19 protein-coding genes and 5 tRNA genes are annotated in these 20,890 nt (G+C 34.9%); 20 read left to right on the top strand and 4 right to left on the bottom strand.

The window, feature by feature from the left end:
- The first annotated feature begins 180 nt into the window (after positions 1–180).
- The 8 genes from BUE84_RS23030 (at position 181) to BUE84_RS22995 (ending at position 9,613) form a co-directional block, all read left to right on the top strand.
- On the top strand, positions 181–1,080 hold the full coding sequence (locus BUE84_RS23030; protein WP_079244024.1) for a GLPGLI family protein: 900 nt from the start codon (positions 181–183) through the stop codon (positions 1,078–1,080).
- Positions 1,081–1,261: 181 nt separating this feature from the next.
- Entirely contained in the window at positions 1,262–1,468 is a 207-nt protein-coding gene (locus BUE84_RS23025) for a FeoA family protein (RefSeq protein WP_238594433.1), read from the top strand.
- Positions 1,468–3,501 (top strand): ferrous iron transport protein B, encoded by a 2,034-nt coding sequence (feoB, locus tag BUE84_RS23020; RefSeq protein ID WP_079243654.1) that lies wholly within the window; start codon positions 1,468–1,470, stop codon positions 3,499–3,501. Before BUE84_RS23025 ends, feoB begins: the two co-directional genes overlap by 1 nt.
- A gap of 218 nt (positions 3,502–3,719) precedes the next feature.
- Positions 3,720–4,736, top strand: a complete 1,017-nt coding sequence (locus BUE84_RS23015; RefSeq protein ID WP_079243653.1) for a DUF4421 family protein — start codon at positions 3,720–3,722, stop codon at positions 4,734–4,736.
- Positions 4,737–4,804: 68 nt separating this feature from the next.
- Positions 4,805–6,187: a phosphoglucosamine mutase gene (gene glmM / locus BUE84_RS23010; RefSeq protein ID WP_079243652.1), complete on the top strand. Its 1,383-nt coding sequence runs from the start codon at positions 4,805–4,807 to the stop codon at positions 6,185–6,187.
- A gap of 48 nt (positions 6,188–6,235) precedes the next feature.
- A complete protein-coding gene (locus BUE84_RS23005) occupies positions 6,236–6,814 on the top strand; it encodes a Crp/Fnr family transcriptional regulator (protein WP_079243651.1) in 579 nt (192 codons plus the stop codon).
- A gap of 240 nt (positions 6,815–7,054) precedes the next feature.
- Positions 7,055–8,023 (top strand): zinc-binding alcohol dehydrogenase family protein, encoded by a 969-nt coding sequence (locus BUE84_RS23000; RefSeq protein WP_079243650.1) that lies wholly within the window; start codon positions 7,055–7,057, stop codon positions 8,021–8,023.
- Positions 8,024–8,230: 207 nt separating this feature from the next.
- The gene (locus BUE84_RS22995; RefSeq protein WP_079243649.1) at positions 8,231–9,613 is read left to right on the top strand and encodes a tetratricopeptide repeat protein; all 1,383 of its coding nucleotides are present in this window, start codon (positions 8,231–8,233) and stop codon (positions 9,611–9,613) included.
- A 46-nt stretch (positions 9,614–9,659) separates the two neighbouring features.
- Here BUE84_RS22995 and BUE84_RS22990 read toward each other — a convergent pair whose 3' ends face one another.
- Genes BUE84_RS22990 through BUE84_RS22975 form a run of 4 tightly spaced genes read right to left on the bottom strand, consistent with a single transcriptional unit; the run spans position 9,660 to position 12,528 of the window.
- A complete protein-coding gene (locus tag BUE84_RS22990) occupies positions 9,660–10,526 on the bottom strand; it encodes a hypothetical protein (protein ID WP_079243648.1) in 867 nt (288 codons plus the stop codon).
- A 47-nt stretch (positions 10,527–10,573) separates the two neighbouring features.
- A complete protein-coding gene (locus BUE84_RS22985; protein ID WP_079243647.1) occupies positions 10,574–11,452 on the bottom strand; it encodes a DMT family transporter in 879 nt (292 codons plus the stop codon).
- Positions 11,439–12,092, bottom strand: a complete 654-nt coding sequence (gene aat / locus BUE84_RS22980) for a leucyl/phenylalanyl-tRNA--protein transferase (RefSeq protein WP_079243646.1) — start codon at positions 12,090–12,092, stop codon at positions 11,439–11,441. The genes BUE84_RS22985 and aat overlap by 14 nt, the downstream gene beginning before the upstream one ends.
- Positions 12,093–12,150: 58 nt before the next feature.
- Positions 12,151–12,528, bottom strand: coding sequence for a DUF3127 domain-containing protein (locus tag BUE84_RS22975; RefSeq protein ID WP_041461994.1), 378 nt, complete (start codon positions 12,526–12,528; stop codon positions 12,151–12,153).
- A 178-nt stretch (positions 12,529–12,706) separates the two neighbouring features.
- Here BUE84_RS22975 and BUE84_RS22970 point away from each other — a divergent pair.
- From BUE84_RS22970 to lanM, 12 genes are all read left to right on the top strand, one after another.
- Positions 12,707–12,788 (top strand) — tRNA-Leu (locus BUE84_RS22970).
- A 4-nt stretch (positions 12,789–12,792) separates the two neighbouring features.
- A tRNA-Gly gene (locus BUE84_RS22965) sits at positions 12,793–12,868 on the top strand.
- A gap of 6 nt (positions 12,869–12,874) precedes the next feature.
- Positions 12,875–12,958, top strand: a tRNA-Leu gene (locus tag BUE84_RS22960).
- Positions 12,959–13,078: 120 nt separating this feature from the next.
- A tRNA-Leu gene (locus BUE84_RS22955) sits at positions 13,079–13,160 on the top strand.
- A gap of 78 nt (positions 13,161–13,238) precedes the next feature.
- Positions 13,239–13,322 (top strand) — tRNA-Leu (locus BUE84_RS22950).
- Positions 13,323–13,516: 194 nt separating this feature from the next.
- Positions 13,517–13,852, top strand: a complete 336-nt coding sequence (locus tag BUE84_RS22945; RefSeq protein WP_079243645.1) for an NHLP leader peptide family RiPP precursor — start codon at positions 13,517–13,519, stop codon at positions 13,850–13,852.
- A 142-nt stretch (positions 13,853–13,994) separates the two neighbouring features.
- Entirely contained in the window at positions 13,995–15,953 is a 1,959-nt protein-coding gene (locus BUE84_RS22940) for an adenylate/guanylate cyclase domain-containing protein (RefSeq protein ID WP_079243644.1), read from the top strand.
- An 835-nt stretch (positions 15,954–16,788) separates the two neighbouring features.
- Complete coding sequence (locus BUE84_RS22935) at positions 16,789–17,118, top strand: NHLP leader peptide family RiPP precursor (protein WP_079243643.1); 330 nt, start codon at positions 16,789–16,791, stop codon at positions 17,116–17,118.
- 205 nt (positions 17,119–17,323) lie between these two features.
- Positions 17,324–18,208 carry a hypothetical protein gene (locus BUE84_RS22930; RefSeq protein WP_238594316.1) on the top strand — a complete coding sequence of 295 codons (885 nt, stop codon included), beginning with the start codon at positions 17,324–17,326 and terminating at the stop codon, positions 18,206–18,208.
- Between the two features lie 135 nt (positions 18,209–18,343).
- A complete protein-coding gene (locus BUE84_RS22925) occupies positions 18,344–18,715 on the top strand; it encodes a hypothetical protein (protein WP_047426365.1) in 372 nt (123 codons plus the stop codon).
- Positions 18,716–18,773: 58 nt separating this feature from the next.
- Complete coding sequence (locus BUE84_RS22920; protein ID WP_079243641.1) at positions 18,774–19,148, top strand: hypothetical protein; 375 nt, start codon at positions 18,774–18,776, stop codon at positions 19,146–19,148.
- 249 nt (positions 19,149–19,397) lie between these two features.
- Complete coding sequence (gene lanM, locus BUE84_RS22915) at positions 19,398–20,885, top strand: type 2 lanthipeptide synthetase LanM (RefSeq protein WP_079243640.1); 1,488 nt, start codon at positions 19,398–19,400, stop codon at positions 20,883–20,885.
- The last annotated feature ends 5 nt before the right edge of the window (positions 20,886–20,890 follow it).

Here is a 20,890-nt window from a genome sequence, read left to right as displayed (position 1 = left end):
TATTTTGTTTTTTAGAAACTTAAAGGTAAGCGTTTTAAAAATGAAACTGTTTTAAGAGAATCATAATTTTTTAATTAGTAAAGAGTTGAAACGGTGAATATTTTTTACCGAAAAATAAAATTTCAGAAAAACTGTAACAAAAGAAGACAAGTGATTACTAATTATATAAAACTTGCTACAATGAAAAAGTTATTCTCCGTATTTCTTATTGCTCTTTTTGCATTTGCAGGAGCTCAGGAATCTAAAGAAACAGCAAACCGTTTCTTTTATGAACTGACTTTTAAGCCGAAGAAAGATTCGGCAAGAATGGATAAGATCATTACTATTCTTGATATTACCCCAAAGAAATCAATCTATCAGGATTATACAATGCCGGCTCAGGATTCTATCATTAAAGTTCAGATAGAAGAAATGGAGAAAACGAAGTCTTTCAAGGATATGACCAAATTTATAAAGTGGCCAAAATTCTCTTATAAAATTATCAAAAGCTATCCGGACATGAAGGTTCAGTATGTAGATAGAATCAGTAGAAACCTATTCTCATACGAGGACGAACCGAAATTACAATGGAGTATTTTACCTGATAAAGAAAAAGTAGGCGCATACAATGCTCAGAAAGCAACCACGGAATTTGGAGGAAGAAAGTGGACAGCTTGGTTTAGTTCTGAAATTCCTTTTCAGGATGGCCCTTATAAATTTAAAGGACTTCCTGGTCTGATTGTAAAAATAGAAGACGCAGATAAAAACTATTCTTGGCAATTGAGCGGGAATAAAAAGATCGAAAACTATGATGAACTATCATATGCCGATAAGATCAATGCTAAGATGGGAATGATGAGCAATACTATAACACCTACATCCAAAGAAAAATTCCTGAAGTCTTACGAAGGATACAAAGCAGATCCATTCGCAGAGTCTCGTCCTTACATGACCGCAGAAAATATGAGCAGACCCATGCCGGGAACAGATGGGACAGTTGGAGATTTCATGAAAAGACTGGAAAAGCAGGTGAAAGATTTCTTCGGATCCAATGATAATCCCATAGAAAAAGAACAGGCTTCTGACAAGAAGAAAAAATAAGCATTCATATCAACTAAATTATATTTTGAATCAACCCAGATACAGCAATGTGTTTGGGTTGATTTCTTTTATCCCAAAACGTTATTTAGATTAAATTTAAATAGCGTATATTTGCAGGACTAAAAATTAGGCTTTGAAAGAGAAAGGATTACATAAATTAAGTGGATTCCCTAAAAACAAAATGGGGAAGATATTGGGGTATGATAATGACAATCTGAAAATGCCCAATAAAATCATTGAAATGGGGCTTCTTCCGGAAACCTCTTTCAGAATTTTGTATCAGGCACCATTCAATGGGCCTATGTATGTGGAGTTTGGAGCAGAAAAAAGCCGGATTGCTCTTCGTGAGGAAGAAGGAGATTACATCATTGTTGAAGAATTGAATTAATGCAGGAAAACAAGAAAAAACAGATACTTTTAGTCGGAAATCCTAATGTAGGAAAGTCAACAGTTTTTAATACGCTTTGCAACAAAAAGCAAAAGACTGGAAACTATGCCGGCGTTACCGTAGCAAGTCATTCGGGAAACTATACCTATAAAGATCAGGATGTTGAGGTTATTGACCTTCCAGGTTCTTACAGCGTATATCCCAGCTCAGAAGATGAGGCTATTTTTTCCAAATACCTTATTGATGAGCAGAAAAACTACGCAGGAGTTGTTTATATTCTTGAAGCATTAAGCTTAAAAAGAGGATTGCTGTTGTTTCAGCAGATTCAGGATCTCGGAATCCCAATGATTCTGATTGTCAATCAGATTGACCAGGCAGAAAGAAGAGGAATTACTATTGATATTCAAAAATTTTCCGAAGCACTAGGCATTAAAATTATTCAAACCAATGCCAAAGAACAAATCGGGATTGATGCAGTAAGAGAAGCTGTTTACAACAACGAATTTGTAAAAACAAATACCCTTTCTTTTGAAACCCCTAATGAGCACAGGGATTTTATTCAGAAACTGGCAGCACATAAAGGTTTCGACAATGAATATAAAGCATGGATGAGCCTCTCACTGGGAACAGATTTTGGAAGAATTGGCTCAGTAATGGAACAACTCAATGAATCTGATTCTAAAAGTTTAGTGCCGAAAAGACTTCAGGTTCAGGAAACCGTAAGAAGATATCAGAAAGTAGACAAAATATTGGCTGATGTCATTTCTAAAAAAGCTCAGTTCAAAGAATTATTAACGGAAAAATTGGATAAAGTTTTAGTTCATAAATTCTGGGGTTATGTAGTCTTTTTAGCGATCTTATTAGTAATATTCCAAAGTGTTTTCTTTCTTGCGGAATACCCTATGAACTGGATCGAAGAGACCTTCTCATGGCTGGCAGCATTCTCCAACGAACATCTTCCGGAAGGACCAATTAATTCATTGATTTCAAACGGAATTGTTCCGGGAATTGGAGGAATTGTGGTGTTTGCACCACAGATCGGAATTCTGTTGTATTTCCTTTATTTATTAGAAGATTCAGGATATATGGCAAGAGTGGTATTCCTGATGGACAGATTGCTTCGTCCTTTCGGGCTTAATGGAAAAAGTATCGTTCCCCTTGTATCAGGAACTGCCTGTGCTATCCCGGCGGTGATTTCCACAAGAAATATTGAGAATGTAAAAGAAAGATTGCTTACCATATTGGTAACACCATTTATGACATGTTCTGCGAGACTTCCGGTTTACAGTATCATTATCGGACTGATTATTTCAGAAGGGACATTTCTAGGAATCAAATATAAAGCACTGGTCTTGATGGGAATGTATCTCCTTGGCTTCTTAGTCGCTTTATTCTCTGCAGCAATACTTAAAAGATTTATTAAAAGTAAAGGAAAAACGTATCTCGTAATGGATCTTCCAGCCTATAAAAAACCACTTTTCGGATATGACTTTAAAATGGTTTTGGGGAAAGTATGGGACTTCATTACCGGAGCCGGAAAAATAATTTTCATCGTAAGTATCATCATCTGGTTTTTAAGCTATTTCGGGCCAAGCCAGAAAACAAACGAATTTGTGGCTACAGATGTTCACTTAGACCATTCTTACCTTGCTAAAATGGGTAAAGGAATAGAACCTGTAATTGCTCCGCTGGGTTACGACTGGAAAATGGGAGTAGGAATTCTTACCAGTTTCGTAGCAAGAGAAGTTTTTGTAGGAACAATGTCTACCCTTTACAGTTTGGAAGATGATGCTCCCGAAGTGAAAGTAATTGATAAAATGAGAAGAGACGTAAAACCCAACGGAGAAAAAGTCTTCAGTTTTGCAACCGGAATTTCGGTTCTTCTTTTCTACGCATTTGCAATGCAGTGTGTTTCTACACTTGCAGTAGTCTACAGAGAAACCAAAAGCTGGAAATGGACCGGCTTTCAGGTAGTCATGATGACAGGTTTGGCATATTTTGTGTCGATGATAGTATATCAGATTCTAAAGTAATGGACTCATCATTAATTATTCAGTACGTACTTATTGCCTTAATTGTAACATTTGCCTGTTACTCTTTATTTAAAGTACTCAAAAAGAATTTCGCGCCAAAGAAATTCAGCTCCAAAAGAACCAACTGCGATAAAGATTGCGGCTGTTCTTAATATTGGGTTTATCGGATAATTGAAAAAAATGTAGTAATTTCATTTTTCTAATGTAAATTATTCGATTTGAATTTTTTAAAGGCAGGATTATTCGTATTATTTTCTTTATCAGCTCTTCAGGTAAAAGCACAGTCAGATACCGCAAATACCAAGTCTTATGCAGACCAGGTGATGATTCGTGTGAATCTTGATACCAACATCGAAAGCTATGTTTTTTCAGAAGGAGAGGGGAAGAACACCAACGAGACAATTCTGTCCATCAACAACAAAACGAAAACTTCCTTTTCCATAGATTATAGAATAATAAGTGCAACAATATCATTTGCTCCCCGATTTTTAGATGGAAATAATGATGATGTAATGAAAGGGAAAAGTTCTTATACCGATTTAAGTTTCAGATTTTTTCCTGGAAGATTCATTCAGAATGTCTATTATAAAAATGTAAAAGGCTTTTATGTGGAAAACATGAAAGATCTGTCCCCCGAATGGCAGGAAGGAAGAGACCCCTACATCCAGTTTCCGGATTTAAGAGTGCAGACTTTTGGTGGATCTACGTCTTATGTTCTCAATAAAAATTTTTCAGCACGAAGTATCTATACCCAAGGCGAATGGCAATATAAAAGTAGTGGAAGCTGGGTACCTTTTTTGGATTATGACCTTACCATTTTCAGAAATACAATTGACGGAGTAAAAAGCAAAGAAACACAATATAATATCGGAGGGAATATGGGATATTTCTATAATTGGGTTATTGGGAAAAATGTCAATATTTCCCCTTACCTGGCCCTCGGAATTGGAGGGAAATTCTCCAGTTACAGAGACTTTGAGAACGGAGGATCAAAAGAAAATGCCCAGTATGCTACCATAAGAATGCAGGGCGGGCTTCATATAGGTTATAATACGGACCGGTTTTTATTCGGAGGAAAAATGAATTTTAAAACCTATGCCTATGATCAGAAAAACAATCAGACTGTAGAAAATAATAATCTCTATGGACTGTTATATATTGGGTATCGTTTTGCTCCTCCGAAAGTTGTGAAAAATACCTATGATAAAATTCAAAAAAAGATTCCCGTTCTATAAGTTGAAGGGTCTTTTAAGTATCTTTGTGTTGGAAAATTTAGAAAGAACAAAATAAAAGTAAAAACATCATGTCATTAATAAAATCTATTTCCGGAATTCGCGGAACCATTGGTGGAAAAGTAAATGATAACTTAACACCACTGGATGTAGTAAAATTTGCATCTGCATTCGGAACTTGGCTTCAAAATAATAAAAACAAAAAAGATCTTACCCTAATTATCGGAAGAGACGCCAGAATTTCTGGTGAGATGGTTTCTTCTTTAGTAACGGCTACATTGCAGGGATTGGGAATTAATGTAGTTGACCTTGGGCTTTCTACAACCCCTACCGTTGAGGTAATGGTTCCTGAGCTGAATGCAGACGGAGGAATTATTCTTACTGCTTCTCATAATCCAAAACAATGGAATGCCCTTAAACTCTTAAACGAAAAAGGAGAATTCATCACAGGTGAAAATGGTGCTGAAGTATTGGCTTTGGCAGAAAGTGAAGATTTCAATTATGCAGAAGTAGATGACCTTGGAAAATATGAAACAAGAGACGATGCTTTTGATATCCATATTCAGCAGATCCTGGATTTACCAATGGTAGATGTAGAAGCAATCAAAGCGAAGAATTTTAAAGTAGTTCTTGATGCTGTAAACTCTACAGGAGGAATTGCTATCCCAATGCTTTTAGATAAATTAGGTTGTGAAACCATCAAACTATATTGTGAACCTACAGGACATTTCCCACACAATCCTGAACCTTTGAAAGAACATTTGGGAGATATCTGTGACCTGGTGAAAAAAGAAAATGCTGACTTAGGAGTTGTAGTAGATCCGGATGTAGACAGATTAGCCCTTATTGATGAAAAAGGAGAAATGTTCGGGGAGGAATATACACTGGTAGCTGTTGCTGATTACCTGCTAAAACACCAGAATGGAGTAGCAATTTCCAATCTTTCTTCAAGCCGTGCCTTGAGAGATGTAGCACAGACTCACAATTCAGAATACTTTGCAAGCGCTGTAGGAGAAGTAAACGTAGTTACTTTGATGAAAGAGAAAAATGCTGTCATCGGAGGAGAAGGAAACGGAGGAATTATCTATCCTGAATTACATTACGGAAGAGATTCTTTAGTAGGAGTTGCATTGTTTTTAACACATTTAGCTAAAGAAAACAAGACCGTTTCTGAATTAAGAGCCGGATATCCAAGCTATTTCATGGGTAAAAAGAAAATAGAGCTTACACCGGAGATTGATGTAGACGCTATCTTAAGCAAAATGGAGCAGGAATATCAGAATGAAGAAGTTTCTACAGTAGATGGTGTTAAAATAGACTTTGAAAACAATTGGGTTCACCTTAGAAAATCCAATACAGAGCCAATCATCAGAATTTATACTGAAGCTAAATCTCAGGAAGAGGCAGATCAGTTAGGAGATGATATCATTGCTAAAATCAAGAGTTTAATCTAAAAATACAGGAAGAACGGACAAACAGTCCGTTCTTTTTTTATCCCAGAAATGTTTGAACATATTAAAAACAGGTTTCCCTTTCCCAAAGAAAAATGGAGAAAATTTCTGTGCAGTTTCCAGCGTATGGAAGTCTCTGCCAAAACTTTGCTTTTAAAAGAAGGTGAGGTTTCCTATAATGCTTTCTATATTGAAAAAGGCATCGTTAGAGCCTGGTATAATAATGACGGGAAAGACGTTACCTTCCAGTTTTTTCTTGAAAATACAATGTTTTCTTCCCTTGAAAGCTTTAAAAAGGGGCTTCCAAGTATGGTTTCGTTTGAGACTATAGAACCCTGTATTTTATACAAAATCAATAAACCTGATGTGGATGCCTTCCTGAAAGAAGTCTACGAAAACTCCGAACTCAGAAATCTTTTTATGGATGCTCTTTTTGAAAGGGTATTCGACTATATGAAACACTTCTTTTCATTCATTAAAGACACCCCGCAGCAGCGATATCTGAATCTGGTTAAACAAAAGCCCGAAATTATTAAAAGAGTTCCCCAGCATTACATCGCTTCCTATCTTGGTATTACTACTGTACATCTCAGCAGGATCAAAAGCAAAATATTGAAAGAAGGACTTTAAGAGGCTGGAAGATGTAAGCCGGAAGTTTAAAAAGAAACTGCATAAATTCTCATATTAAACGCAACGTTCGCAAAGAATAATAACAATATCATGTTTCCTAGTGATCGCTGCGTTTGTTAACTCTATTACCGGCTTTATAAACTCCCAGCCTCCCACTCCAGTTCCCTTTCCCCAAACTGATAACAAATGTTATCGCTTCACGGCCTTCTACCCTCCTAATTTTGTATAAAAATTAAAAGAATGAAAGCAGCCATAGTATTTGAAAAAGGAAGCATACCTCAATATGCAGATTTCCAAGAGCCGAAAGTGCAGGAAAATGAAATTTTGATTTCAGTAAAAGCCGCCTCAATTAAAAACCTCGACAGAGCCAGAGCTGGAGGAAATCATTATTCGACTGAAAACCAGGAACATCAACCAACGGTTATCGGAACAGACGGAGCAGGGTATCTTGAAAACGGAAATAAAGTCTATTTTTTCAGTAAAAAAGGAACAGTAGCTGAAAAAGCTGTTGCTGATCAAAAAATGATTATACCAATTCCTGAAGAACTGGATTTTTCTCTGGCAGCCGCATTACCCAACGCTGTTATGGGCTCTGCAATGGCATTAAAGTTCAAGGCCGGAATTCAGCAGGGCAATACCGTTCTGATCAACGGAGCAACAGGAATTACAGGCAGAATTGCTGTTCAGATCGCCAGATTATATGGAGCAGAGAAGATTATTGTTACCGGAAGAAATGAAGAGTCCCTGCAGGCTTTACTTGAGCTTGGCGCTGATGAAGTAGTTTCTCTAACACTGAGCGATCAAGATTTTAAGCAAAAAATAAAAGAAATTCATCAGGAAACTCCGATAGATATTATCATAGATTATATCTGGGGACATTCTGTAGAAATGATCTTGTCTGCTTTCAAAGGAGACGGAACCTTTTCTCATCAAACAAAGCTGGTAACTATAGGAGGAATGAGCGGTGATACCATTCAGCTGTCTTCACAGATCCTCCGAGGAACTGATATTCAGATTTCAGGATCAGGGTTGGGAAGCTGGACAAAAGAAGAATCAGCTCTTCTGTTTTCAGAAATTATCCCTGAAATGTTTCAGGCAGCAGTTGAAGGAAAAATTAAAATGGAAACACAAGAAGTGGATATAAAAAATATCGAAACGATATGGAACGCTGAGATAGAAAGTGGAAAACGCCTTGTCATAAGAATTTAACCCCAATTTCCGTTTTTTTATCCACAATCCTTTTATCGGTTTTCTTTTTTTACTATTTTTATAATAGAAATTTATGAAATGGAATATTCAAAAAAAAGTTGCAACTTTGCATAAATATTTGAATATCAGTTTCAGATGTATTATTAACTAAACGTTTGCCGAGGTTTGTAAGCAAATTCAAGCGTTGGGCCGACAAAGAGGACACTATTGGAAGAGTATTTTGGAAATGAACTTGTAAAAAAGTTCGAGGAAATGATGGAAAACAATGACGAATTCTACTTCGATACCGAAGAGCTAGAAGACATTATTGTTTATTATTTGGAGCTTGGTGATTTTAATTACGCTGACATGGCTGTTAATTACGGACTCAAGCTTCACCCTAATTCGTTGGATATTAAGATCAAAAGACTTGAAATCCTTCTGGAGTGGGAAGAGTATAATACGGCGAGAGAACTTATTGACGAACTGAAAGGCGCTTCTATGGAGCATACAGACTTTTTGGTTTGTTACGCCAAGTATTATTCGAACTTAGGAAATCCCAGAAAATCCATTGAAATCTGCAAAAAAGCTTTAACATTAGAGGAAGAAGAAAACTTTCTCCACAACTTTATTGCGGATGAATATGTGAATCTCGGAGATCCTTTTAACGCTCTTAAACATTACAGAAAAGCACTGAAGGAAGATCCTACGGATGAATATTCGTTGGAAAACTGTATGGTGTGCTTCAGTGACCTGAATAAGAGTGAGGAGGCTATTGCCTTTCTTAATGAATATTTAGATGAATTCCCTTATTCTGAAACCGCATGGTTTGAATACGGACAATTCTACTTCAACAGAAAAAATTATGATGAAGCGATAAGAGGCTACGATTATTTATTGGCAATCAATTCAAACTCTGTAGGAGTATATGCCAATAAAGCAGCTTGTTATGAAGCTTTGGGACAATACCAGAAGGCCATCGAAACTTATGAAGAAATGTTGGAGCTGGAATATACAAAAGCATTTACTTTTTATAAGATCGGATTATGCAACAAGGCTTTAAAACAGCCTATTTTAGCTTTAAACTCATTTCAGAAATCATTGAGAGAAGACCCTCAGTTTTATCTTGCAATGATGGAGCAGTCTTATCTTTATGAAGAAATGGGAGGAATGTCTGAAGCATTGCATTTTGCCAAAGAAGCTACCCAGCTGAATGAAAATAATCTTGACTATCAGAAGAGATTGGCATTTTTGTTCATTGATTCAGGGAAGTTTGAAGAAAGTCTTTCCTGTCTTAAAAAACTGGTGGATGCAGAGCCCTCAAGGTTCTACAACTGGTATGCCTATTCAGAAGTTTTAATGTTGGTAGGAGAGTATGAAGATGCAGTAACCGTATTAGACAGAGCGATAAAAAAACATTACAGAGCAGAGTTGTTTTATCAGCTGAGCAATTGTTTTTACAATCTGAAAGACCAGGATAAAGGAATGGAATCTCTTCAGAAAGCATTGGAACTTGATCCTTCTTTAGCTAAGGATATGCAAAAAAAATATCCTTTCATTAAAGACGAAGTGAAAAAGGTCAAAGCCAGCAAAGTGAAGAAAAAGAACTAAATTTCTCTAACAGATAACAGAAAACCTGCAGAAATGCAGGTTTTTTTTATTGATAATTGTATTCGTAGAAAAATTTATCCGGAGCGCTGGTGTTTGCATTTCCGTTCATATCAAGAGACTGTCTGCTTTCTTCAGAAGGATAACCAGCAGTATTAAAAGTGGTTGTATATTTGTGAGATGTTGTTCCGGTTGCTGTTCCACCTCCGGCAGTCGTATTGGTAAACTCTCCTTTATAAGTGCTTAAGCTATTCTTAATATTCGAAAATAACATGCTTATCCCATCGCTGCTTTCATTTCCGTTAAATATAATTTTGTCAAAACCTTTGACATTTTTGAAAGAATAGTTCTTATCAGTATAGGTATAAGTCTCTTTTTCCGTGTAATTAACTGTATTTCCATTGACGATTCCTGTTCCTGATCCTACGTTACTTACCATATTTCCATTGTTATAGGTAAATACACTGTTGATCGTAGAAGAACCGGCAGTTCCTGAGTTCGTCTGTCTTTTTACATTGATTTCCGTATTACTGGTATAGTTATAAGTAAATGTAACCGTATTCTGTACAGTTCCGGTAGTGGAATATTCCTTTATAATAGCTGAAGCCATGCGCCCATTAGAATATCCATATTCTACAGCGCTTTCAAGAACATTATTTTCGTAATGTTTAATACCGGAAACATAATCTTCGGTATAGGAGAACTCCACTCTTTGTCCATGATTAATGCTGTTAATCATACTGATGATTTTAGTTCCGTTGTAATTGACTTTCATTACAATACCGTCCATAGTCATCTTCGTGGGAAGAATTACGCTTTGATTAGACGGATCACTGTTGTCGAAAGGGGTGTCATCAGAGCTGGAGCAAGAAAGTGTAGATAAGGCTATAGCCCCCAAAAGTAGAATTTTTTTCATAGTTATAAGTTAAATCATCCAAATATAATTTAATTTATAATATGATTTTATTTTTTTGGATTTGTTCTTAAAAATATGAGTCCGGCAATAATAATTCCAGCTCCTATAAATTGTAAATAAGAGAGTTTTTCACCATCAATAATTCCCCAGATAATTGCAACGATTGGCATTACCAAAGTAACCGTTGAAGCAAAAAGAGGAGAGGAAACTTTCAATAAACGATAATTCATCATCATTGCCAATCCGGTTCCGAAAACAGATAAAAGGCTGACAAACATAAGTCCCATCAGATTATCCTTTGAAAAACTGAATTCTGAAAAGAATCCTGTACCTGTTAAGGCAATAATGGAAGGCAGTAATAAAACAAATGAGAAAACAAAAGCAGATAAAACGGTAGAAGATACCTCCATCAGCTTAGACTTCACGGTCGTTGTGCTCATTGCGTAACATAAAGTAGCCAATAAAAGCAACAGAATTGGGATCATTTTAAATTCTCCACTGTCTCCACCACCAAATGCCAGAATACAGACTCCTGTGAAGCTTATTAACGTGCCCACAATTTGTTTTTTTGTTGTTTCGAACTTCCATACCAAAGCTCCAACAATAATGACAAAAATAGGCATCATAGAGTTGATAATCCCTGCAATGCTGCTGCTTATTTCGGTTTCAGCGATCGGAAACAGAAACATCGGAATGAAATTCCCGGTAAAAGCAGCCAGAATTAACCATTTCAAATGTTTTTTAGGGAAAAGCTTGTAATTGGAAATAGCAACCGGAAGCAGAATAATACCGGCAATAAGAACCCTTAAAGATCCAACCTGAAACGGATTGAAATGTTCCAGCGATTTTTTGATTAAAATAAAGGATGATCCCCAGATAATGCTCAGGATAACCAGAAGAACCCACTTTTCTTTATCTGCGTTCATTATTTTCGTGTAAGATTTTTAGAAATTCTTTTTTGGTAATCATTTTTGCTCCCAGACTCTCCAGATGTTCAGTATGTGATTGACAGTCAATTAATTCAATATTGTCCTTGTTACTTTCTACAAAGTTGATAAATCCTGCTTTTGAAGCATTACTTACCTTAGCAAACATACTTTCTCCGCAGAATACATTTCCAATCTGCAATCCGTAAAAACCACCTACAAGTTCTTCATCCTGCCACACTTCAATGCTTTTGGCTAAGCCATATTCATGGAGTTGAACAAAAGACTCCATCAATTCATCAGAGAGCCATGTGCCTGACTGTCCTTTTCGGGTAGCCTGCTGGCAATTCCTGATTACCTCTCTGAAGTTTTTATTCTCAGAAAAAGTAAAAACATTTCTGTTGAGTACCTTTCTCATAGATTTTGAAACCTTTAAATCTTCAGGAACAAGAACAAACCTTGGATCAGGACACCACCAAAGGATTTCCTCTCCGGGATTGTACCATGGAAAAATGCCCAGCTGATAAGCAAACCAAATACGTTCTACGGACAAATCGCCCCCAAAAGCAATTACTCCCTCATGGCCATCATACAGCTCTGGGTCGGGGAATGAAATCTCGTTTTCGTCTAATCGGACCATGTTTAGAAAAAAATCCCACTTCAAAAAGCAGGATTTATATTTGATCTTTATTCTTTAATTAGAAAGGTAAATCATCATCGTCGTCTCCGGCAAACGGATTCTCATTAGAAACTGGAGATGCAGATTGCTGAGGCATAGCCTGAGTAGGTTCTGAAGCATTATCAAAAACTTTCTCTACTCTCCACCCTGTAATAGAGTTGAAGTATTTAGTTTCACCTTGAGGAGAAACCCATTCTCTCCCTCTGATGTTGATTCCTACTTTTACGTTTTCTCCTTCTTTAAGGTTATCTAATAAACTGATTTTATCAGATAAAAATTCTATGTTTATCGGCTGTGGATACTGTTCCTGGGTCAAAATAACCATTTCTCTTTTTTGAAACCCGCTCGCAAATGTTTGAGCATCAAAAAGTTTCTTTACCGTTCCTTGTAATTCCATATCGTAAATATTAACGATGTAAAAGTAAGAAAATGAAATGTAATAAAAGAAGCCGTGAAAAAAAAATATGGAAATTTTATTTTTTTTTCCTGAAAAGTTTGGTAGTAAAGGAAATTGTCCTATATTTGCACTCACAAAAACGAAGCAAGCTCTTTAAAACTTACAATATAAAAAACCAGCGGATGTGGTGTAATTGGTAGCCACGCCAGACTTAGGATCTGGTGCCGTGAGGCGTGGGGGTTCGAGTCCCTTCATCCGCACTATGCGAAAATAGCTCAGCTGGTAGAGCACAACCTTGCCAAGGTTGGGGTCGCGGGTTCGAATCCCGTTTTTCGCTCCACACCATGCCCTGGTGGTGGAACTGGTAGACACGCAGGACTTAAAATCCTGTGTCCGCAAGGACGTACGGGTTCAAGTCCCGTCTGGGGTACAAGACCCTCTGTAATATCTTACGGAGGGTTTTTTGTTTTAATAGAGAGTGTTCTTTAAATAAAAATCTTATATTTGTAAGAAATCAGGTTGAATCTGAATATTCAGATCAACAAAACCAGCGGATGTGGTGTAATTGGTAGCCACGCCAGACTTAGGATCTGGTGCTGTGAGGCGTGGGGGTTCGAGTCCCTTCATCCGCACTATTCTAAAAGTTCTCTTTTAGAGTCGTTAAAAAGGTTGGAACCTCTGGTTCGAATCTTTTTTTTTGCCCACACCATGCCCTGGTGGTGGAACTGGTAGACACGCAGGACTTAAAATCCTGTGTCCGCAAGGACGTACGGGTTCAAGTCCCGTCTGGGGTACAAAGCCCTCTGTAATGTATTACGGAGGGCTTTTTTATTTCCGTTGAATTTCTATTTCAATATTTTCAGAAAGAATATTTCCTCATTTTCTTCTTTTTTTTTGTCGGCTTTTTTGTCAGTTCTGTCAGTCTAAAACAAAATAAATTTACCATGCCATATTAGAACAGATACCGTTTAACAATAAAAAAAAAATTATGAATTTAATCAAAGACGAGGAAATTTTACAGTCTGTTGTAAAAAAAGCATGGAAAGATCCTGTATTTAAAAACAGTTTAATCCAGAATCCGGTAGCTACTATGGAGAATTTTTTGGGAAGTCCTATTAATTTGCCCGCAGGAAAGAATCTTGCGTTTGTGGATCAAACAGACTCTTCTACCATTTTTGTAAATATTCCGGCAGAGCCGAATATGGAAGATATGGAACTAGACGAGGAACAGTTGGATATCATATCTGGCGGTGCTAATGAAGGAGACCCACCCATCTACATTAAACCAGTTAATTCTGATGGCAGTATTTTTGGTGGAGGGTAGATTGTAAAGGTTCTATAAATCGTGTATAATTCATGTTTTTCAAGAATTATATACGATTTTTTAATGAACCTAAAACGTTGTCTGAGATTCATTTGATATACCCTATACTTAATTTATACCAATGCTATAAATCCTTTTCGCTATGATAAATTATAAATACATATTGTTTTTTTGTTTTTTATTTATCGGAAATCACCCTAGAGCTTTTTCTCAGACCCATGTTAAAAAAGAGAATCAATCTACAATCACTAAAAACAAAGCAGACAGTCTTTTGAATATTGGTATAAAGAAACAGGAATCAGGGAATTTTGCGGAATCTGTAATATACTTTAATAAGAGTCTGGAGAGTTACTACGAAAATAAAGACTTTAAAAAAGCGGGAGATTGTTACAGCTATTTGGCGATTTCCTACTCTCTTCAGGGAAATTATGTTCAGTCTCTTTCATATTTTGAAAAAAGTATCTCTGAATATAAGAAATCCGGATATAAATTAGGAATATCTTCAGTTACCAATAACATGGGCGGAACTTATTATTACTTAGGTAAACTGCCTCAGGCCCTAAGCTGCTACCAGAAAGTATTGGAGCTACAGAAGGAAATTAAAGATCCGAAGACAATAGCAATAACCACTCAAAATATAGGTGGTATTTATTCTAAGCTTGAAGATTATACCAGCGCTTTGAAATATTATAAAAGAGCATATGATGTCTATAAAAAAGTGAATGATGTAAAGGCTATTGCTCAGAACTTAAATTCAACCGGATCTATTCAGGTTAGGATGAAAGATTTTGATCTTGCTTATAAAAACCTAAATAAAGCCCTTAGTATTGCGAACGAACAAAATGATAAGCAGATTAAAATAGAAGTACTTAATAATCTAGGAACTTTATTTTATAAAAAGCTGGACTATTCTAACGCTCTGGCATATTTCAATAATACATTACAACTGGCAAAAGAAATGAACAGCCAGCAATATATAGGTGATTCTCAAATTGCTATCGGTAATATTTATATAGAGCAAGGAAAAAATAATGAAGCGGTAAAGCTATGTAATAAGGGATTTGCTATTGCTCAAAAAATTGGATCTCTCAGCTTAAAAAAAGATGCTTGCGACTGTCTGTACCAGTCTTATAAAAAACTGAACGATGATAAGAGAGCTCTTAGCTATTATGAAAAATCAAATATTTTTGAAGATAGTTTAAACTCTAAAGAAACTTCCAACAGGATGATGAATATGGAGTTTCAGAAACAGCAGTTAACGGATAGTATCGCCTATGTAAAGAGAGAACATACCATTCAGATAAAACATAAGGAAGAGGTACAAGAACAAGAAAAACAAAGGAATATTGTCATTGTTTCTTTATGCTTTATCCTTGTTGTAGCCGGTGGTTTATGGAACAGGCTCAATTTTGTAAGAAAATCCAGAGAAGCTCTGAGAGTAGAGAAAGATCGTTCAGAAGAGCTTTTGCTGAATATTCTTCCGGAAGAGATTGCTGAAGAGCTAAAACAAAAAGGAAGCGTAAATGCCAGAGATTTTAATTTGGTATCCATTCTGTTTACAGATTTTAAATCTTTTACACAAACGGCAGAAAAAATGTCTCCTCAGAGTTTGGTAGAAGAAATAAATGTATGTTTTAGGGCCTTTGATCTTATCTCTGAAAAATATCAAATTGAAAAAATAAAAACAATAGGGGATTCCTATATGGCTGCGGGAGGAATTCCGAAGCCTGATCAGAATTCATTGAAGAATATTGTTTTAGCCGGACTTGAAATGCAAGGGTTTATGGCGGAAAGAAAAACTGAAAACATACAAACAAATAAGCCTGCTTTTGAAATGCGATTAGGAATTCATGCAGGACCTATTGTCGCAGGAATTGTTGGCGTGAAAAAGTTTCAGTACGATGTGTGGGGAGATACTGTCAATACAGCCAGCAGAATAGAAAGTAATGGGATGGTAGGAAAAGTAAATATAAGCGAATCGCTTTATCACCTTATTAAAAATGAAGACTGCTTTGTTTTTGAATACCGCGGAAATATCCAGGCAAAAGGAAAAGGAGAGCTTAAGATGTACTTTGTAGAAGTCAATTCGGAAAGAATGTAACAGATAGTAATCATTGACAGTTTTGAAGTAAAAGCTGGCAAATTTATAGAGAAACAACTTTCTACCTTTACCTTATTGAAAAAGAAAGTTATCAGGAGCAGATGCTAAAAGTGATAACTGAACGAAAAGAAAAAGAGCTGACAGTTTTGAAGTAAAACTTGGCAAATCTATAGAGAAACAACTTTCTATCTTTACTTTATTGAAAAAGGAAGTTATCAGGAGCAGATACTGAAAATGATAACAGAAAGAAAAGAAAAAGAGCTGACAGTTTTGAAGTAAAACTTGGCAAATCTATAGAGAAACAACTTTCTATTTTTACCTTATTGAAAAAGGAAGTTATCAGGAGCAGATGCTGAAAATGATAACTGAATGAAAAGAAAAAGAGCTGACAGTTTTGAAGTAAAACTTGGCAAATCTATAGAGAAAATACTTTCTACTTTTACCTTATTAAAAAAGGAAGTTATCAGGAGCAGATGCTAAAAATGATAACTGAAGGAAAAGAAAAAGAGCTGACAGTTTTGAAGTAAAACTTGGCAAATCTATAGAGAAAATACTTTCTACTTTTACCTTATTAAAAATGGAAATTATCAGGAGCAGATGTTAAAAAAAGATAATTAACGAAAAGAAATAGAACTGACAGTTTTGAAGTAAAACTTGGCAAATCTATAGAGAAAATACTTTCTACTTTTACCTTATTAAAAATGGAAATTATCAGGAGCAGATGTTAAAAAAAGATAATTAACGAAAAGAAATAGAACTGACAGTTTTGAAGTAAAACTTGGCAAATCTATAAAAAGAAAGCATTTTACCTTTACATCAACAAAATGGCAATGTTATGGAAGACAAAAAAGAACAAATTATACAGGCAGTTATATCTAAAGCTTGGGAGGATGCGGAATTTAGAAAAGAACTACTCTCAAACCCAATAGAAGCAATAGAAAAACTGACAGGTGTAGTAGTGGTTTTGCCTGAGGGAAAAGAGCTGGTTGTTGTTGATCAGACAGATAAATCTAAAGTGTATTTGAATATACCAGCAGAGCCGGAGTTAGAGAATACAGAACTGACAGAAGAACAATTAGAAATAATCGCAGGAGGAGGACAAATGATTTGGAAAGATTTAACAGACTCTTTATTTCCTGCTTTTAAAAATTGTATTAAAATATAAAAAGCAATATCATGGAATGTAGAAGCCATACAAAAAGAATTGTTATCCATGACTGCTCAGAATAAATAATAGTGAGAACTTAAAAAAAAATAATTTAACATGTAATTTTAATAGTATGATGGTTAGTCAGAATTTAGGAAACACTTTGGAGAGACCAATGCATTCAAAGTACTCTATGCAAACAATAAATAGTTTTCTCAAAATTATGTTTCAAAATGAAGACATGCCACTTTTAAAATTGGAAAAATTAACAAGAGAAAAATTAACTGAACTTATTGATCAAGAGGTAAGAACAGAGAATGTTGAGATTACTAATGAACTATTTTTATTATTCTCTAACCTTGCTATCGAATTACAAAAAAAAGATATAAGATCTGAAGAGACATGTATGACGATTAACGAATGCATGATGACAGTAGATCTAAATGAGAATGAAAAGGCTATTTTATATATGGGTTATTATCCAATAATGGCACTTTATCATTATAAATTGAATCATTATGAAAAATCAGTTCAATACTCTCATCTAGCCATTCAAAATGATGATTATCTTTTGGGAAAATATCCTGAGTTATTCACCCATAAGACGCTGCAGATACAAAATATAATTAAAACACATCTTTTATTTAATGAAGTAGATAGAGCATTTAGTTTGTGTAATGATATGTTAAAATATTTAATTGATGGAGATCAATTTGCCTATCCTGTAGGTCATTGGACACATAATTTTAACATTGAAAAAGAAAGTGAAGTGATTAATGTTTGTCAAACGGTTACAATCGTTGTGAAAGCTATCATCACCTTGACGAAAAATAATGAAGACGAACAAAGGCTTTTTTCATTGGCATTTGCTGGAATTGAAGGAAAAAAAATAAAAAATCCGGAGATAAAATTAATATTACAATTCTTTGACATGAAATTTTCCCTTTACTCATTCCAAAAATTTGATGAATTACAAATTAATGAATGGAAAGATAAAGTCATGGATTCAAAATATATCTCTATCCTTAAACCCCTTTTCTCCAGTTTATTCCTATCCATGGAAACAAACTCTAGGGGGATTATTAAAAGATATCTCTTTAGTTTCTAACTAAAAGATCACCCGCCATATAAGTCATAATTGTTGTCTGGAAGGCGCTTCAAAAAGCCTTCTCTGGAGCAGTGTGCGCCTGAAATAAAGAATATAAAAATAAAATAAACATTAAAACTTAAAAATTTAGAAATTATGAGTTATCAAGCCATCTCGGAAGAGAAAAAAGAACTAGTTAGAGACGTTATGTTCAAAGCTTTAAATGATGCAGCTTATAAAGCAAGATTAGTAAGTAACCCTATTGAGGCAATCAAAGAATTGCACCCGGACTTTACTCTTGGAGGAAACAAAAAAATCGCTGTTGTAGATCAAGTAGATAATGATACATACTACATCAACCTATCATATCTTTCATTTGCTTTATTTGGAGGAGATATTGAAGAATTTGAATTATCAGAAGAAGAATTAGGAATGGTTGCCGGAGGTAAAACAGTTCCAATTGGAAGCTGCCAGTTCTTAAGCTGCTTTGGTGGTAGTATAACAGAACCATCTGCAGAAATAGTATAAATCTAGATACAATAAATAAAAACAAAAAAATTAATTAACATTTAAAAATTCAAAAATTATGAGTTATCAAGCAATTTCAGAAGAGAAAAAAGAACTAGTTAGAGAAGTAATGTTTAAAGCTTTAAACGATGCAGATTACAAAGCAAGATTAGTAAACAACCCTGTTGAGGCAATTAAAGAACTTCATTCAGATTTTACTCTTGGAGGAAACAAAAAAATCGTAGTAGTAGATCAAGTAGATAATGATACATACTACATCAACCTATCATATCTTTCATATGCTTTATTTGGTGGTGATATTGAAGAATTTGAATTATCAGAAGAAGAATTAGGAATGGTTGCAGGTGGTAAAACAGTTCCAATCGGAAGCTGCCAGTTCTTAAGCTGCTTTGGAAACGGTTTGACTGAAGATACTGCTACTACTGTAGGATAGTATTATTCATAAAAACTGAATACATAAATAAAAAGAGAATGCACATTCTCTTTTTATTTATTTTAAATCATATCTTCCTGTTAAAACGATTGACTTTCAATTAAATATATTAAGTGTCGGGCTGGATGAATGAAATGCATTTAATCAAAATGGTAAAAATTTTGTCAGAGATAATAACCTTGAATCCATTTATAGAAAAGAAAAGTCTTTAAGATAAGAACGTTATAAATATTAAAAAACTAATAGAAAATGACCAATTCCACTTTAAAAGAACCAACCTTTGTTGAAGAAAGAATGACTTCTTATCTGTGCTCTATTTATGAGAGAAATATCACAAGGATGCTGCCAGAATTTATTAGAAATAATAATGAATTAACTTTTGAAGATTTCTTTGAATATTTAATAAAAGATAACTGGCAAAACGTTCGTCGTCAATTTCCTGTTTTAGATGAGTATTTGCCTCTGCAGAAAAATAAAATTCAGAATCAATACACCAAGATCATTGAATCATATAAAGATTGTTCTGCAGAACTATTTGACAATATGTTAATTGAAAACAAATCTATTGCAGTTCAGGATATCAAAATAGGAGAAGGTGATTTTCATAATGGTTTTTCAACCTCTATGGTTTTTTTAGAAAATGGGAATAAATTGGTTTTCAAGCCTACCAATGCATCAATTTCTCATTCTCTTTTTCAGTTCCTAGACTGGATTAATGATTATCTCTCTCTCGGGGATTACAAATATCAAATACTCAATAAAAAAGATTATCATTGGCAGGAATTTGTACTGGGAAAACCATGCAATTCAGAAAATGAAATAAAGAGTTATTATGAAAGAGCGGGATACTTATTATGTATTCTTTATCTTTTAAATTCTACTGATTTTCATGCTGAAAACCTTATTGCGAATGGCGATACACCTGTAGTGATTGATCATGAAACTTCGATACAGCCTCAGATTTCAGAACATCTAAGAGATAATTTCAAATCGTTTGATACTCTTAATTTAGAAAATATAGATAAACAGGATACTGTAATTAATTGTGCGCTTTTACCTTTTGGGAATGATGCGAAATTTATTCCGGCAGGGATGTGTGGTTTGGGATATTCGAAAAATACGCATGCCTTTGTGACCAAAAAGGAAGGAGTCAATAAGTTTACTAAAGACTGGAAAATGGAATACAAATCTGTCAAAGTAGATTATATTCAGAATAATATTCCCACCTTTAATGGTAAGAATGTTTTCGTGGATGAATATTCCGATCAGTTTATATCAGGCTTTGAAAAATGTTATAACCTGTTTCTAAGTGAAAAAGCATTTTTACTATCTGATAGTTCACCCATTCAAAAATTTAATAACCTTCCTGTGAGGTATATATGGCGTTCAACCAATGTATATGGTAAAATTTTAAATGTCATGAATTTACCTAACAATCAAAAGGACAGAAAAAAATACACACAAAGAATTGAAGATTATCTTTCCATTGCTTTTAAAGATATTCCTGAAGGTTCTGATTTACGTTTTATTCTGCAACATGAAATCGCTCAAATGTTAAGAGGAGATATTCCTTATTTTGAGGTGAATACATCATCCAGAGACTTACACACAGAATTTGGGATCGTAAAAGATTTTTTTGAGCTTAGTGCGGTAGAAAACATCGAAAGAAAATTAAACAAGCTTTCTCAAGAGGATTTAGAGTTCCAGAAGAAAGTAATATTTGAACAGCTTAGGTAGATATT

Origin of the sequence: Chryseobacterium indologenes (assembly GCF_002025665.1) — a bacterium.
Lineage (GTDB): Bacteria > Bacteroidota > Bacteroidia > Flavobacteriales > Weeksellaceae > Chryseobacterium > Chryseobacterium metallicongregator.
The sequence above is the reverse complement of the archived record's forward strand: the minus strand, read 5'-3'. Positions and strand labels throughout refer to the sequence as shown.

Excerpts from the sequence above, each read along its gene's own strand:
- BUE84_RS23030 (WP_079244024.1), top strand. The coding sequence starts at position 181 with ATGAAAAAGTTATTCTCCGTATTTCTTATTGCTCTTTTTGCATTTGCA.
- aat (WP_079243646.1), bottom strand. The coding sequence starts at position 12,092 with ATGGTCCGATTAGACGAAAACGAGATTTCATTCCCCGACCCAGAGCTG.
- BUE84_RS23005 (WP_079243651.1), top strand. The coding sequence starts at position 6,236 with ATGTTTGAACATATTAAAAACAGGTTTCCCTTTCCCAAAGAAAAATGG.
- BUE84_RS22990 (WP_079243648.1), bottom strand. The coding sequence starts at position 10,526 with ATGAAAAAAATTCTACTTTTGGGGGCTATAGCCTTATCTACACTTTCT.
- BUE84_RS22930 (WP_238594316.1), top strand. The coding sequence starts at position 17,324 with ATGTTTCAAAATGAAGACATGCCACTTTTAAAATTGGAAAAATTAACA.
- BUE84_RS22925 (WP_047426365.1), top strand. The coding sequence starts at position 18,344 with ATGAGTTATCAAGCCATCTCGGAAGAGAAAAAAGAACTAGTTAGAGAC.
- BUE84_RS22920 (WP_079243641.1), top strand. The coding sequence starts at position 18,774 with ATGAGTTATCAAGCAATTTCAGAAGAGAAAAAAGAACTAGTTAGAGAA.
- feoB (WP_079243654.1), top strand. The coding sequence starts at position 1,468 with ATGCAGGAAAACAAGAAAAAACAGATACTTTTAGTCGGAAATCCTAAT.
- lanM (WP_079243640.1), top strand. The coding sequence starts at position 19,398 with ATGACCAATTCCACTTTAAAAGAACCAACCTTTGTTGAAGAAAGAATG.
- BUE84_RS22975 (WP_041461994.1), bottom strand. The coding sequence starts at position 12,528 with ATGGAATTACAAGGAACGGTAAAGAAACTTTTTGATGCTCAAACATTT.
- BUE84_RS22985 (WP_079243647.1), bottom strand. The coding sequence starts at position 11,452 with ATGAACGCAGATAAAGAAAAGTGGGTTCTTCTGGTTATCCTGAGCATT.
- BUE84_RS22945 (WP_079243645.1), top strand. The coding sequence starts at position 13,517 with ATGAATTTAATCAAAGACGAGGAAATTTTACAGTCTGTTGTAAAAAAA.
- BUE84_RS23025 (WP_238594433.1), top strand. The coding sequence starts at position 1,262 with ATGGGGAAGATATTGGGGTATGATAATGACAATCTGAAAATGCCCAAT.
- BUE84_RS22935 (WP_079243643.1), top strand. The coding sequence starts at position 16,789 with ATGGAAGACAAAAAAGAACAAATTATACAGGCAGTTATATCTAAAGCT.
- glmM (WP_079243652.1), top strand. The coding sequence starts at position 4,805 with ATGTCATTAATAAAATCTATTTCCGGAATTCGCGGAACCATTGGTGGA.
- BUE84_RS23000 (WP_079243650.1), top strand. The coding sequence starts at position 7,055 with ATGAAAGCAGCCATAGTATTTGAAAAAGGAAGCATACCTCAATATGCA.
- BUE84_RS22940 (WP_079243644.1), top strand. The coding sequence starts at position 13,995 with ATGATAAATTATAAATACATATTGTTTTTTTGTTTTTTATTTATCGGA.